The sequence below is a fragment of the Streptomyces sp. NPDC048523 genome (genome assembly GCF_043199815.1).
Lineage (GTDB): Bacteria > Actinomycetota > Actinomycetes > Streptomycetales > Streptomycetaceae > Streptomyces.
Genome location: NZ_JBICWQ010000001.1, coordinates 924564 through 937947 on the forward strand (window position 1 = coordinate 924564; position 13384 = coordinate 937947).

The following is a 13384-nucleotide window of genomic DNA, read 5'->3' on the forward strand; positions in this document are numbered from 1 at the left end:
CCGAGGTCAGGCGGTCGCTGCGGCGTAGCGGTTGGCGGGGCGGGCCAGGCCCAGCAGGCCGCGCAGGGTGTCGGCCTCATAGGCGGTGCGGAAGGCGCCCCGGCGCTGGAGCTCGGGAACCAGGCCACCGGTGATGGCCGGCAGGTCGTGGCCCAGGACGCCCGGCCGCAGCCTGAAACCGCTCAGCCCCTGCTCAGCGAACTCCTGCAACAGGTCGGCGAGTTGAGCAGGGGTGCCGGTGAAGACACGGGCATCGCTCTGATACGGCTCTCCCGCGAGCCCGTCGAGACGCTCCCGGCGGGCAGCGGCCTCGGCCGGGTCGTCGTCGAGGAAGACCACCAAGTCGCCGAAGACATGCAGGCGTTCACCCGACCGCCCGGCATTCTCCTGCTCGGCGCGGATCTCGGCGACGATCGCGCGGGCCTGGCCGCTGTCGTGCGGAGTGACGTAGCCGACGTCGGCCTGGCGGGCGATGAGCCGGTAGGGGACGGTCTGGTGGCCCAGGGCGGTGACCAGGGGCTGGCCCTGCGGCGGGCGCGGGGTGATGGAGGGGCCCTTGACGCTGAAATGCTTTCCCTGGAAGTCGATGTAGTGCAGCTTGTCCCGGTCGATGAAACGGCCGGTGGCCGCATCCCGGATCTCGGCGTCGTCCTCCCAGCTGTCCCACAGCCGGCGCACCACCTCCACGTGGTCGGCGGCCTCGTCGAAGAGGTCGCTGACGAGTTCCTGGGCCCCGGGACTGTCGTAGGCCTCGATCGAAGGGATGGTGCGGCGCCCGAAGTGCGCGGCCTCGTTGGGGCGCGCGGTGATCTGGACGCGCACGCCCGCCCGGCCGCTGCTGACGTAGTCCAGGGTCGCGATCGCCTTGGAGAGGTGGAACGGCTCGGTATGGGTGACCACCGCGGTCGGCACCAGCCCTATGTGCCGGGTCAGCGGGGCGATGCGGGAGGCGATGAGCACGGCGTCGAGGCGGCCACGGACCTGGTCGGTGCGTTCGTCCGGGTCGAGGAAGTGGGATGACTGCGGGCCCAGTCCGTCCTCGATGGTGACGAAGTCGAGCAGGCCACGCTCCGCCTCGGCGACCAGGTCGGCCCAGTATCCGGCGGTGAGCAGCTCTCGGGGCCGGGCCACCGGCTCACGCCAGGAAGCGGGGTGCCAGCCGGTGCCGTCCAGAGCGACGGCCAGATGCAGCAAGGGGGAAGAAGGGGACACGGGTGGGTGCCTTCCTGGAGATCCGTACGAGAAAGCCGGCCCGCGGGCGGGCGGGACACGGCGGCTGGGGCAGCTGAACGGGTCAGGAACAACAGAGCGCGGCGGACACGCGCAGGAGATCGATATGAGGCCGGGAGTGGAGGTGGACGGAGCGAAGTGTGCTGGTCACTCCCGTCACCTCCTCCTTCTGGGCGGCGCGGCGGCGCCCGGCAGATCTCGTCGTGAGTCACAACACCCCGGCCTCGCGGGATGTTCCCAAGCGTGCTGGTGCGGTGAGCGGCGGCATGCAGGAATGGGGCATCGCATGTGCGGTGGGCAGTGGTCCAGCCGGGTGGGCGGGCCCGGCCCCGGTGGGCCGGGACCGGGGCCGGGATTTGGGCCGGGCCAGACCGTGCTGCGCCCCCGTGCGAGGGGGCCGGACGCGGAGATGCCCGGCACGGGTTCCTGACGGTGTGTCAGGAGTTGTCGAGCGGCAGCCCGGGCGGGTTGACCTCCGACTTGGAGACGGCGTCGTGGGAGAGGTTCCACGCGGCGAGCCACTTGGCGTACTGACCGTTGTCGATCAGGTAGTTGATCGCGTCGGCGAGGGGCTTGGCGAGGCCGCTGCCCTTCTTGGCGGTCGCGGCGATCAGGCCCTGGAGCGTCTCACCGGCACCGGAGTACTGGCCCGCGATACGGGTCGCGTTGGGTGTGCTCGCGGTCTGGGTGACGTGGTAGGAGGAGTTGGGGCTGGGACCCAGGTAGGCGTCGATCTTGCCGCTGGCGAGGGCCAGGTAGATGCTGGGGCTGTCCTGGAAGTACTTGATGGTGAGCTTCTTGCCCTCCTTCTTCAGCTTGGCCTGCCACTCCAGCAGGATCCGCTCCTGGTTGGTGCCGGCGCCGACCGAGACCGTCTTGCCCGCGAGGGCCTCGTAGTCACCGTCGAAGGTCCACTTCGAGGTCTTGAGGGTCTCGAAGGCGAGGTCGTCCTTGCGGTAGGAGGCGAACTCGTACTTCTGCTTGCGCTCCTCGGTGTCGGTGATGTTGGAGAAGCCGACGTTCACCTTGCCGCTGTCGATGCCGACGAAGAGGTTCTCCCAGGTGAACCGCTTGACCTCGGGCTTCAGACCGAGGACGGCGGCGACCAGGCGGGCCAGGTCGCTCTCGGAGCCGGTGAGGGTCTTCTGGTCGCTGCCCACGAAGCCCAGCGGCGGAGAACCGGAGGGCAGGGTGCCGGAACCGATGACCAGCTTGCCGCTCTTCTTCACGGCGGCGGGCAGTTCGGCGCTGATGGACTTCACTTCGGCGACCTTGAGAGTGGTCTCCTTGGCGGCGCCGTTGGACAGGCGGCCCACGGTGACCGTGCCCGCGCTGTCGGTCGTCCTGGTGGCGGCGTCGCTGTCACCGCCGCAGGCGGCGAGCCCGCCCGCGAGGGTGGCGACGGTGGTCGCCGCGGTGATGCCGCGTATCAGGCTGCGTCGGGAGGGGTGAACGGGCATGGCTGTCCTTAGGAGTTGAGAGAGATGAGAGAAACAGGAGGTGGGTAAAGGGATTCAGAGGACCTTGCTCAGGAAGTCCCGGGTCCGCTCGTTGCGCGGCCGGTCGAGGACCTCGGAGGGCGGGCCCTGCTCGACGATGCGTCCGCCGTCGATGAAGACGACCCGGTCGGCGATCTCGCGGGCGAAGCCGATCTCGTGGGTGACGATGACGAGCGTGGTGCCGCTGGTCGCCAGGTCCTTGATGACGGCCAGGACCTCACCGACGAGTTCGGGATCGAGGGCGGAGGTCGGCTCGTCGAAGAGGATGACTCCCGGCCGCAGGGCGAGGGCGCGGGCGATGGCCACGCGCTGCTGCTGGCCTCCCGACAACTGCCGGGGGTAGGCGCCGGTCCGGTCGCCGAGCCCGACCCGGCCGAGGAGGTCGCGGGCCAGTTCCTGCGCCTGCGCCCTGCCGAGCTTGCCGGTCGCCACCGGCGCGGCGGCCACGTTGTCGAGGACGGTCAGGTGCGGGAAGAGGTTGAAGTTCTGGAAGACGAACCCGATGCGGCTGCGCTGGGCCAGGATGGCGCGCTCGCTGAGCTCCTTCAGCCGGTCGCCCTGCCGGCGGACGCCGATCAGCTCGTCGTTGACGCTGACATAACCGATCTCCGGCTTCTCCAGGTGGTTGATGACCCGCAGCAGGGTGGACTTCCCGGAGCCGGACGGGCCGAGGATCACGGTGACCTCGCCGGGCCGCACGGTCAGGTCGACCCCGTCCAGGACCCGGTGGGTGCCGTACCACTTGTGCACACCGTGCACTTCGAGCGCGACGGGGGTGATGTCGGTAACGGTCATATCGCGGTCTCCCTGCGGACGCGCGCCGTGAGGTCGGTGAGACCGGCGCGCAGTTTCTGGAGCGGGGTCGGCGGCAGGGAGCGGGTGGCACCGCGGGCGTAGTACCGCTCGACGTAGAACTGCACGACGGAGACGGCACTGGTCAGGATCAGGTACCAGACGGTGGCGACCAGCAGGAGCGGCACGATGTCTCCGGGGTAGGTGGAGCCCATGGACTGCACGGTGCCGAACAGGTCGAGCAGGGAGACGTAGAAGACGAGCGAGGTGCTCTTGATGAGGCCGATGAGCTGGTTGACGTAGTTCGGGGTGATCGAGCGCAACGCCTGCGGGAAGACGATCCTGCGGAACTGGTAGCCCTTCGGCAGACCGAGGGCCGAGGCCGCTTCGTGCTGGCCCTGGTCGACGGAGAGGATGCCGCCACGGACCACCTCCGCGGCGTAGGCGGCCTCGTTGAGGCTGAGGCCGATCACCGCGATGACCATGTCGGTGGCGAGCCGGGACTCGTCGAAGGAGAAGAAGGCCGGCCCGAAGGGGACACCCACGCTCAGCGTCTTGTACAGGGCGCTGAAGTTGTAGAGGAACAGCAGCAGGACGATCAGGGGAATGGAGCGCAGAGCCCACACATAGGTCCAGCTCACCGCCCGCAGCACCGGGCTCTTCGAGAGCCGGGCCAGGGCGAGCAGAATGCCGCCGACCAGGCCCAGCACCGCGCTGTAGGCGGCGACTTCAAGGGTGATCACCAGCCCGTCGAGGACGGTCGGCCGCAGGAACCAGTAGGCGAACCGGTCCCACTGGTAGAACGGGTTGGTCACCAGGCCGTGGACGAACTGTGCCGTCAGCACCAGGACGACGGCGGTGGCGATCCAGCGGCCCGGTCGCCGCAACGGCAGAACTCGCTGCGCCGCGAGCGGCTTTGACGGGGTGTCGGGCTGCGGCGGTGCCTCGGTGACGGACACTGCGGCGCCTGGGGGTTCACTCATGAGGGGCTCCGGCGGAGTCGGGTTTCCCCTGGGGCACGGCGAACACGGCGTACTACGGCGGCAGTACGGGATGCTCGGGCACCGGGGGCTGGGCGGACGACGGCACACCGCGAAGGCGGTGTTCGTCAGGAACGCGGGGGCTGCGGAGGCGGAACGTCAGCCCCGACAGCGGGCGCGGCCCGGTGCGGTACACAGTGCGCTGCTCACGCGGAGGAGATCGACGCTCCGGTCGGCCACGAGCACGTTCGTGTACGGCTGTACGCAGCCCGGGGAGCGGCGCGTGGCCGTCCTGGAGACTGCGTACATGTCCGTCACCGTGCTCTTCCGGCCCCTTGGGCCCTCGCGCTTACCGAAACGTCGTCCGGTCCGGTCGTCACCTGGGGCACCCCACCGCCGAGCGAGGGTTGCCGGTCAGCAAGCCAGGGCTTGTCGCTGACACTCATGACCGTTCTGGGCCGTAGTTAAGACAAATGCCCGAACGAATGTCAATCGTGGTCCAACAACTGGAACGGTCAGGGCGTGCGGGCGGTGTGCGAGGCCCAGTCCAGAATCTGTACGGCGGCCCCGGCGGCCTCCAGGCCCCGGCAGTGGGCGTGGTGCCGGCGGGCGATGCCGTCGAGGTCGAGGTGGCTGCCGAAGGCCGGGTGGGCGGTCAGCCGGCGGGCGTAGGCCCACAGGGTGGGGTGGTCGGCGATGCGCTGGACCGCGGCGGCGTCGAGGTGGTCGCGGTGCACGGTGTCGAGTTGCACGAGCGTGACCCACAACTCGACGTCGGTCGCCGTGATGTGATCCCGGATCAGATACGCGCGGCCTTCCAGCCAGCGCTCCAACGAGCCCAAGGTGTCCAGCAGTCGCTCCAGCGCGGCGACGCGGTCCGCGTCGTCGCCGCCCGCCGACCCGGCCTGCTGTGCGGCCTGCTCGATGGCCCTGCCCATCCGCTCGACGGCGTCGGTCTCCGACTCCGCTCCGCACGGGTACAGCGCCGGACGGCCGCCGCCGAAGTGCCGGGCGAGGTCGCGGGTGATGTCGGCGGCGTGGGTGCTGACGATCCGTCCCGACCAGTCGTCGCTGAGCACCGGCGCGACGGCCGCGCCGGTGTACCGGTGCGCGCTGGCCTCGTACAGCGGGCGCAGCGCGGAGTGCCCGCCGTCCGGACAGTCGGGGACCGGGTCCAGGAAGGTCACGGGACAGACGTCGTCGAGGCCGAGCAGGCTGTGCACGACGGCGATGCGCAGGCCGTCGGCACAGGCGGCGGCCAGATGGAGCCGGTAGCGGCGCGGCACGGCGTAGTGCCCACTGCGCGCGTCCCGTCCGATCCTGCCCCGGAACGCGGGGGCCGGGTGGGTGGCGGGGACATGGGCGAGCGGTGTGACGGACATAGGTCTCCCCAGGGTGTCGGTGCGCAGACGTACGCGCGGCGGAAGCGTCGTCGGGCCGGAAGTGGGGGTCGGGACAGGAAGGGGCGGCGGGGCGGCGGGGCGGCTGCGGCCGGGCTCAGCCCAGGGCCCTGATCGCGCTGCAGACACGCAGCAGGTCGATGTGCCGGCGGGAGGTCAGGAGAGGCGAAGGCCGAGGTGTACGGCTCACTCGGCCGATGGCCGGTTCAAGGCGCCCCATGTTTCCCTACCTGTTCACTAGGATTCCCATGTGGAGTGTCGATCGGGCCGGGGCGCACGTCAAGGGGGCGTCCACGAGGTGGGCGAACGCGGGGCCGCCGGAGCGCTCCTGGTCAGTGCGACTCGCGGCTGACCTCCGAGCCGCTGGAGCCGACGAGGAAGTCGAGGTCGGCGCCCCGGTCGGCCTGTTGGACGTGGTCGACGTACAGCCGCTCCCAGCCGCGCCTCGGGTTCGCGAAGCCCTCCACGGTGGCCGCGTTCGGGGTGCGGGCGGCGAGTTCGCCGGCGGGCACCTCCAGGTCGATGCGGCGGGCGGCGACGTCGAGGCTGATGACGTCGCCGGTCCGTACGAGGGCGAGCGGGCCGCCCGCCGCCGCCTCCGGGGCGACATGCAGCACGACGGTGCCGTACGCGGTGCCGCTCATCCGGCCGTCGCAGACGCGGACCATGTCCCGCACGCCCTGCTCCAGCAGCTTGGTGGGCAGCGGCATGTTGGCCACCTCGGGCATGCCCGGATAGCCCTTGGGTCCGCAGCCGCGCAGGACCAGGACGGAGTCGGCGTCGACGTCCAGGTCCGGGTCGTCGACGCGGGCGTGGAAGTCCTCGATGCTGTCGAAGACGACGGCCCGGCCCCGGTGGCGCAGCAGATGCGCCGAGGCCGCCGCGGGTTTGATCAGTGCCCCATCGGGTGCGAGGCTGCCGCGCAGGACGGCGATGCCGCCCTCCTCGACGAGCGGCCGGTCCCGGGTCCTGATCACCTCGGGGTCCCAGATCGGGGCGTCGGTGAGGTGGTCCACCAGGGGCCTTCCGGTCACCGTCAGCGCGTCGGGGTCCAGGAGGTCGGCGACCTCGCGCAGCACGGCGAGCAGTCCGCCGGCCCGGTGGAAGTCCTCCATGAGGAAGCGCCCGGCGGGCTGGAGGTCCACCAGAACCGGGACCCGGGAGCCGATGCGGTCGAAGTCGTCCAGGGTCAGCTCGATGCCCAGCCGGCCCGCGATGGCGAGGAGATGGACGACGGCGTTGGTGGAGCCGCCGATCGCGGCCAGCGCCACGATCGCGTTGTGGAAGGACCCCTTGGCCAGGAAGGTGCTCGGACGGCGCCCTGCCGTCACGAGCTCCACCGCGAGGCGTCCGGTGCCGTGCGCGGCCTCCAGCAGCCGGCTGTCCGGCGCGGGCGTTCCGGCCACCCCGGGGACGACCGTGCCCAGCGCCTCGGCGACCAGCGCCATCGTCGAGGCCGTACCCATGGTGTTGCAGTGCCCGCGGCTGCGGATCATCGACGACTCGGAGCGGGTGAACTGCTCCTGCGACAGGGTCCCGGCGCGGACCTCCTCCGACAGCCGCCACACGTCCGTGCCGCAGCCCAGGGGGGTGCCGCGGAAGGTGCCGGTGAGCATGGGTCCGCCGGGCACGACCACGGCGGGCAGGTCCACCGAGGCGGCGGCCATCAGCAGGGACGGGATCGTCTTGTCGCAGCCGCCGAGCAGGACCACTCCGTCGAGGGGGTTGGCCCGCAGCATCTCCTCCGTGGCCATCGCCGCCATGTTGCGCCAGAGCATCGCCGTGGGCCGCACGTTGGTCTCGCCCAGCGACACCACGGGCAGGTCGAGGGGGATGCCGCCCGCCTCGTACACACCGTCGCGCACGGACCTGGCCACCTCGTCCAGGTGCGCGTTGCAGGGCGTGAGGTCGGAGGCGGTGTTGGCGATGGCGATCTGGGGCCGGCCGGTGAACGCGTCGGCCGGGACGCCCCGGCGCATCCAGGCCCGGTGGATGTAGGCGTTGCGGTCCTGTCCCGCGTACCACTGCGCGCTGCGAAGGCCCATCGCTCGGCTCTTTCGGGTGATCGGTACGGCGGTCTACCATCCGGAACGCGATGCAGCATACGCAGCCGTTCTCCGCTTCGACAGCCCCCGCCACGGACCGCGCCGAGGGCGACCGTCCCGTGGGACCCGACGACGCTGTCCGCCCGGTGCGGCGAGACGGCGTTCCGGGCCCCGTACGGCACCTCGTCCACGGTCTCCCGAAGGAGCCTGTGCGTTGAACCTCTCCTCCGCGGGGGGCCGGCCGATGCGGGCCTTCGTCCTCACGGCCCCCGGCGAGTTCGCGGTCCAGGAGGTGCCCGCGCCCGTCGCCGCTCCCGGTGAGGTCGTCGTCGACGTCGAGCGGGTCGGCGTGTGCGGTACCGATCTGGAGTTCTTCACCGGTGCCATGGCCTACCTCCACCAAGGGCACGCCGGCTATCCGATGCGGCTGGGCCACGAGTGGGCCGGCCGGGTGCGTGCGGTGGGTGCCGGGGTCGATCCGGGCTGGGTCGGGCGCCGGGTCATGGGCGACACCATGCTCGGCTGCGGGACCTGCCGCCGCTGCCGGCGGGGACGCCGCCATGTGTGCGAGAAGCGGGAGGAGGTGGGCATCCGGGGCGGCCGGGCGGGCGCCCTGGCCGAGCAACTCGCGGTACCCGCACACTCGTTGCACGTCCTGCCGGACTCCGTGGACCCGCAGCTCGGCGCGCTCGTCGAGCCCGGTGGCAACGCCCTGCGGGCCGCGCGGGCCACCGGTGCGGGGCCCGGCGACCGGGTCCTGGTGCTGGGGCCGGGCACCATCGGGCTGCTGGTCGCGCTGTTCGTCCGGGCCGCGGGGGCGGAGGTGCACCTGATGGGCGCCACCGAGGGCTCCCTCGCCTTCGCGCGCTCACTGGGCTTCCCGCACGCCTGGCGCGAGGACACGCTGCCGGACCTGCCGTTCGACGCGGTCGTCGACGCCACCAACGCGGTCCGTCTGCCCGCCCTGGCCCAGGAACTGGTCGAACCGGGCGGGCGGCTCGTGTACATCGGGCTGGCCGGCGAGCCCAGCCGGATCGACACCCGCACGCTCGTCCTGAAGGACGTGACGGCGGTGGGCGTACTGTCGGCCTCCCCCGGGCTCGACGCGACCATCAGGGCGTACGCCGACAAGGTCATCGACCCGAGGCCGCTCGTGGCCGCCACCGTCGCACTGGACGCGATCGGCGCCGTACTCGCGGGCGGACGCCCACCCGGTGCCGGGGCCGGCCCGAAGATCCACGTCGATCCCGGCCTGGTCTGAGACCGTCCCCGCAGCGGACGCAGTCACGAACGGAGGCTGGTATTCCGCCGACGCGGTGATCAGACTCGGTCCGACAAGGACACCGTCGACATGCTCGGCGACCGGACATGCTCGACGAGACGAAGGATTCAGCCCCGTGAACTTCAAGGTGCAGCCCACCGCCCAGGTCGACGAGACGGCGGCGATCGGCGACGGGACGACCGTCTGGGATCTGGCCCAGATCCGCGAGGACGCCCGGCTGGGCAGTGGATGCATCGTGGGCCGGGGCGCCTACGTCGGCCCCGGGGTGCGCATCGGCGACAACGTGAAGCTCCAGAACTACGCACTGGTCTACGAGCCCGCCGTGCTCGGTGACGGGGTGTTCGTCGGCCCGGCCGCGGTCCTCACCAACGACTACTTCCCCAGGTCGGTGGACCCGGAGGGCAAGCTGAAGCGCGGCGGCGACTGGCAGGCCGTGGCGGTGGAGGTGGCCGAAGGAGCGTCCCTCGGGGCCCGCTCGGTGTGTGTGGCACCGGTCCGCGTCGGCCGCTGGGCACTGGTCGCGGCGGGCGCCGTGGTGACCCGGGACGTGCCCGACCACGCGCTGGTGGCCGGCGTTCCGGCGCGCCGCATCGGCTGGGTGGGCCGGGCCGGCGTACGACTGGTCGAGCGGGAGGGCGAACCGGACGTGTGGGAGTGCCCCGAGACGGGTGCGCTGTACGACGAGAAGGACGGCGGACTCGTCGAGCGCGCATGACTCCTGTTTCCGCCAAATCGCAAATCTTCGAACATTCACCGGCATAACATGTGTGCGATCTGTGCAGACCAAGCACAATGGGCGCACGAACCAGTAGTGCCCAGGGGGGGTTACCGGGTGGAAACACCTATGCCTGAAATCGGGATCGGCACCAGCTCCGACGTCTGACGTCCGCCTGCCTTCCACCGCCCGGCCGTCCGCGCCGCGGCGCTCACAAGTCTGCGCAAAAACAGGGGGGTTGGTGTGACCAACCGATGAGCATCACACGTCTGGCCGCGCTCGGCCAGGACGATCCGACGCTGCTCCCACTCGCCCGGCGACTCGTCGCGGTCGCCGAGTCGGGGCTGCCGTCGATGCTGCTGCCGGGTGGCGAGGCCTTCGCCTTCACCATGGCCGGGCGGCAGACGGCCGCCGGTTCCTGGACCCTGGAGCGGCGCGGGACCAGCACCCGGTACGCGGCCATCACCGCACTGGGTGTCCGGTTCCTCCCGGAGGACCGCCAGCGCGCGGTCCTCGGCGGGCGCACCGCCGAGGAGTTCACGGGCCTGCTGATCGAGTCGCTGCCCGGCGTCACCAACCTCGGTGACGCGGCACTCATCGCCTGGGCCGCCGCCGAGACCGGGCACCCCAAGCTGTCCGACGCGCTGGCCCGGGTCGACGACCTGGACGAGGAGGGCCGGCCGCAGTACACCGTCGAGGCGGCCTGGGTGCTGTCCGCCCTGGCGGCCGCTCGCGACACGGTCGACGTGGAGAGACGTTTCTCCACAGCTCGCGACCGTCTGCTGCGGGCCCGCATCGGCGACAGCCCGCTCTTCCCGCACGCCACCGGGCCCGGCCTGGTGCCCTGGTACCGGGCTCATGTGGCCTGCTTCGCCGACCAGACGTATCCGCTCCAGGCCCTGGCCCGCGCCCACGCGAGCGACGGGGCCGGCGATCCCGAGGCACTGGCCGCCTCCGAGGCGTGCGCCGCGCGCATCTGCGAACTCCAGGGCGACGGCGGGCAGTGGTGGTGGCACTACGACGCGCGCACCGGCCAGGTCATCGAGGGCTACCCGGTCTACAGCGTCCACCAGCACGCGATGGCGCCGACCGCGCTGTTCGACCTCACCGACGCCGGCGGCAGCGACTTCGGCGCGGCGATCCGCAAGGGCCTGCGCTGGATGACGGACGTGCCCGAACTGGCCGGACACCCCGAGCCGATGATCCTCGACGAGCTCGGCGTGACCTGGCGCAAGGTCTACCGGGGCGACCCGAAGAAGGCCGTACGCGCCGCCCGGGGACTGTCCACCCGAGTCGTTCCGGGCCTGCGCCTGAAGACCCTGGACCGGGTGTACCGCCCGCTCTCCGTGGACCGCGAATGCCGGCCGTACGAGTTCGGCTGGATGCTCTATGCCTGGCACGGGGGACGAATATGAGCGAGCGCCAGACCCTGTTCGGGGTCGAACTGGACCCGCTGACCATGGACGAGACCGTCGAACGCTGCCTCGCGGCGGTGCGGGACGGCAGGCAGCTGGAGATCGGCGTGGTCAACGCCGCCAAGCTGGTCAACATGCGACGCGACCCCCGGCTCGCCGAGGCCGTCTCCGGCTGCGATCTGGTCCTCGCCGACGGCCAGGCCGTGGTGTGGGCCGGCAAGGTCCTGCGCGCCCCGCTGCCCGAGCGGGTGGCCGGTATCGACCTGTTCCTGCGGCTGCTGGCCGAGGCCGAGTCGGCGGGCATCTCCGTGTACTTCCTGGGCGCCAAGGAGGAGGTGCTGGAGGAGATGCTGCGCCGGGTGGCCGACCGCTTCCCGGCGCTGAAGGTCGCCGGCAGCCGCAACGGCTACTTCGACGACTCCCAGCAGGAGACCATCGCGGGCGCGATCGCCGACAGCGGCGCCCAGATGCTCTTCCTCGGCATGACCTCGCCGAAGAAGGAGATCTTCACCGCCGCGTACGGCGAGCGCACCGGCGCCCGCGTCGTGCACGGGGTCGGCGGCTCCTTCGACATCCTCGCCGGGGTCACCAAGCGGGCCCCCGCGGCCTGGCAGCGGTTCGGTGTCGAGTGGCTCTACCGCGCGCTCCAGGAGCCCCGCCGGCTGGGCAGGCGCTACGTCACCACCAACACCGCCTTCCTTCTCATGACGGCACGGGAGTTCATCCGGCTCATCCCGCAGGCCGCTCCCGCGAACAGGAGTCATTGATGCGTGTCGTCGTGGTTGGACAGGGATACGTCGGCCTGCCGCTGGCCATCCGGGCCGCCGAGGTCGGCCACGAGGTGATCGGCTACGACGTCGACTCCCGGCGGGTCAAGAGCCTCGCCGCCGGTGAGTCCTTCGTCGAGGACGTCACCTCCGAGCGGATCCGGGCTGCACTGGACAGTGGTGCCTACCGGCCGAGCGAGTCGGCCAAGGACTGCGGCGGTTTCGACGTCGCCGTCGTCACCGTGCCGACCCCGCTGCACGAGGGCACGCCCGACCTGCGGTACATCCGCGAGTCGGCGGTCACCCTGGCCCGGTATCTGAGACCCGGGGCGACCGTCATCCTGGAGTCCACCACCTATCCCGGTACGACCCAGGAGATGTTCGCCCCGATCCTGGAGGACGGCTCGGGGCTGACCGCGGGCACCGACTTCCAGCTCGGCTACAGCCCCGAGCGGATCGACCCCGGGAACACGGTGTGGGGCTTCAAGGAGACCCCCAAGGTCGTGTCGGGTGTCAACGAGACCTCGCTCAAGGCCGTTCAGGACTTCTACGACGAACTCGTCGACACCACGGTGCCGGTGGGCTCGCCGAAGGAGGCCGAGCTCGCCAAGCTCCTGGAGAACACCTTCCGGCATGTGAACATCGCGCTGGTCAACGAGATCGCGATGTTCGCCCACCACCTGGACATCGACGTCTGGCAGTCCATCGACGCGGCCTCCACCAAGCCCTTCGGCTTCATGCGGTTCACCCCTGGCCCCGGCGTCGGCGGCCACTGCCTGCCGATCGACCCCTCGTACCTGTCCTGGCGGGTGCAGCGCGAACTCGGCCAGAGCTTCCGCTTCGTGGAGCTGGCCAACGACATCAACAACCACATGCCCGAGTACGTGACACGCCGCATCAGCGACCTGTTCAACGAGCGACGCCGCTCGGTCAACGGCTCGCGCATCCTGCTGCTCGGCCTGGCGTACAAGAAGAACACCGGCGACGCGCGCGAGTCGCCCGCCCTGCGCATCTCGCAGCTGCTGCTCGACATGGGCGCCCAGGTCAGGGCGGCGGACCCGCACGTCGTCGAGAGCCTGCCGGTGGACACCCGGCTGGTGCGGGTCGAACCGACGCCCGAGGAGCTGGCGTCCGCCGACGTGGTGGTCCTGCTCACCGATCACGACGCCTTCGACTACGACCTCGTCGCCGCGCACGCCCCCTTCGTCCTCGACTGCAGGCGTCGGCTGCCGTCCGGACCCACGATCGAGGTGCTCTGA

The 13384-nt window shown here is 71.1% G+C and carries 13 protein-coding genes and 1 riboswitch; of the genes, 5 read left to right on the forward strand and 8 right to left on the reverse strand.

Annotation, left to right across the window (positions count from 1 at the left end):
* Positions 1 to 6 precede the first annotated feature (6 nt).
* The 8 genes from ACGFWE_RS04230 to ACGFWE_RS04265 form a co-directional block, all read right to left on the reverse strand.
* Positions 7 to 1212, reverse strand: coding sequence for an LLM class flavin-dependent oxidoreductase (locus ACGFWE_RS04230; RefSeq protein ID WP_393597732.1), 1206 nt, complete (start codon positions 1210 to 1212; stop codon positions 7 to 9).
* Between the two features lie 82 nt (positions 1213 to 1294).
* Positions 1295 to 1390, reverse strand: a complete 96-nt coding sequence (locus ACGFWE_RS04235) for a putative leader peptide (protein WP_352380446.1) — start codon at positions 1388 to 1390, stop codon at positions 1295 to 1297.
* Positions 1391 to 1667: 277 nt separating this feature from the next.
* Positions 1668 to 2690, reverse strand: a complete 1023-nt coding sequence (locus ACGFWE_RS04240) for a transporter substrate-binding domain-containing protein (RefSeq protein WP_393597735.1) — start codon at positions 2688 to 2690, stop codon at positions 1668 to 1670.
* A 54-nt stretch (positions 2691 to 2744) separates the two neighbouring features.
* Complete coding sequence (locus ACGFWE_RS04245; RefSeq protein WP_352380450.1) at positions 2745 to 3524, reverse strand: amino acid ABC transporter ATP-binding protein; 780 nt, start codon at positions 3522 to 3524, stop codon at positions 2745 to 2747.
* Positions 3521 to 4504, reverse strand: a complete 984-nt coding sequence (locus ACGFWE_RS04250; RefSeq protein ID WP_352380452.1) for an amino acid ABC transporter permease — start codon at positions 4502 to 4504, stop codon at positions 3521 to 3523. The genes ACGFWE_RS04245 and ACGFWE_RS04250 overlap by 4 nt, the downstream gene beginning before the upstream one ends.
* A gap of 337 nt (positions 4505 to 4841) precedes the next feature.
* A riboswitch (SAM riboswitch) is annotated at positions 4842 to 4951 on the reverse strand.
* 65 nt (positions 4952 to 5016) lie between these two features.
* Entirely contained in the window at positions 5017 to 5883 is an 867-nt protein-coding gene (locus ACGFWE_RS04255) for a glutathione S-transferase family protein (RefSeq protein WP_393597737.1), read from the reverse strand.
* A 115-nt stretch (positions 5884 to 5998) separates the two neighbouring features.
* Positions 5999 to 6121, reverse strand: a complete 123-nt coding sequence (locus ACGFWE_RS04260; RefSeq protein ID WP_352380456.1) for a putative leader peptide — start codon at positions 6119 to 6121, stop codon at positions 5999 to 6001.
* A gap of 112 nt (positions 6122 to 6233) precedes the next feature.
* Complete coding sequence (locus ACGFWE_RS04265) at positions 6234 to 7946, reverse strand: IlvD/Edd family dehydratase (RefSeq protein ID WP_393597739.1); 1713 nt, start codon at positions 7944 to 7946, stop codon at positions 6234 to 6236.
* A gap of 244 nt (positions 7947 to 8190) precedes the next feature.
* On the opposite strand from ACGFWE_RS04265, the gene ACGFWE_RS04270 reads away from it, so the two are divergent.
* The 5 genes from ACGFWE_RS04270 to ACGFWE_RS04290 all read left to right on the forward strand — a co-directional run bounded on the left by ACGFWE_RS04270 (position 8191) and on the right by ACGFWE_RS04290 (position 13384).
* Positions 8191 to 9207, forward strand: coding sequence for a zinc-binding dehydrogenase (locus ACGFWE_RS04270; protein ID WP_393598927.1), 1017 nt, complete (start codon positions 8191 to 8193; stop codon positions 9205 to 9207).
* A gap of 136 nt (positions 9208 to 9343) precedes the next feature.
* On the forward strand, positions 9344 to 9943 hold the full coding sequence (locus ACGFWE_RS04275; RefSeq protein ID WP_352380460.1) for an acyltransferase: 600 nt from the start codon (positions 9344 to 9346) through the stop codon (positions 9941 to 9943).
* A 254-nt stretch (positions 9944 to 10197) separates the two neighbouring features.
* Positions 10198 to 11358 (forward strand): hypothetical protein, encoded by a 1161-nt coding sequence (locus ACGFWE_RS04280; RefSeq protein WP_393597741.1) that lies wholly within the window; start codon positions 10198 to 10200, stop codon positions 11356 to 11358.
* Positions 11355 to 12125, forward strand: coding sequence for a WecB/TagA/CpsF family glycosyltransferase (locus ACGFWE_RS04285; RefSeq protein WP_393597743.1), 771 nt, complete (start codon positions 11355 to 11357; stop codon positions 12123 to 12125). Before ACGFWE_RS04280 ends, ACGFWE_RS04285 begins: the two co-directional genes overlap by 4 nt.
* Positions 12125 to 13384 carry a nucleotide sugar dehydrogenase gene (locus tag ACGFWE_RS04290; RefSeq protein WP_393597745.1) on the forward strand — a complete coding sequence of 420 codons (1260 nt, stop codon included), beginning with the start codon at positions 12125 to 12127 and terminating at the stop codon, positions 13382 to 13384. Before ACGFWE_RS04285 ends, ACGFWE_RS04290 begins: the two co-directional genes overlap by 1 nt.

Excerpts from the sequence above, each read along its gene's own strand:
- ACGFWE_RS04280 (WP_393597741.1), top strand. The coding sequence starts at position 10,198 with ATGAGCATCACACGTCTGGCCGCGCTCGGCCAGGACGATCCGACGCTG.
- ACGFWE_RS04260 (WP_352380456.1), bottom strand. The coding sequence starts at position 6,121 with ATGGGGCGCCTTGAACCGGCCATCGGCCGAGTGAGCCGTACACCTCGG.
- ACGFWE_RS04250 (WP_352380452.1), bottom strand. The coding sequence starts at position 4,504 with ATGAGTGAACCCCCAGGCGCCGCAGTGTCCGTCACCGAGGCACCGCCG.
- ACGFWE_RS04290 (WP_393597745.1), top strand. The coding sequence starts at position 12,125 with ATGCGTGTCGTCGTGGTTGGACAGGGATACGTCGGCCTGCCGCTGGCC.
- ACGFWE_RS04285 (WP_393597743.1), top strand. The coding sequence starts at position 11,355 with ATGAGCGAGCGCCAGACCCTGTTCGGGGTCGAACTGGACCCGCTGACC.
- ACGFWE_RS04265 (WP_393597739.1), bottom strand. The coding sequence starts at position 7,946 with ATGGGCCTTCGCAGCGCGCAGTGGTACGCGGGACAGGACCGCAACGCC.
- ACGFWE_RS04270 (WP_393598927.1), top strand. The coding sequence starts at position 8,191 with ATGCGGGCCTTCGTCCTCACGGCCCCCGGCGAGTTCGCGGTCCAGGAG.
- ACGFWE_RS04245 (WP_352380450.1), bottom strand. The coding sequence starts at position 3,524 with ATGACCGTTACCGACATCACCCCCGTCGCGCTCGAAGTGCACGGTGTG.
- ACGFWE_RS04240 (WP_393597735.1), bottom strand. The coding sequence starts at position 2,690 with ATGCCCGTTCACCCCTCCCGACGCAGCCTGATACGCGGCATCACCGCG.
- ACGFWE_RS04255 (WP_393597737.1), bottom strand. The coding sequence starts at position 5,883 with ATGTCCGTCACACCGCTCGCCCATGTCCCCGCCACCCACCCGGCCCCC.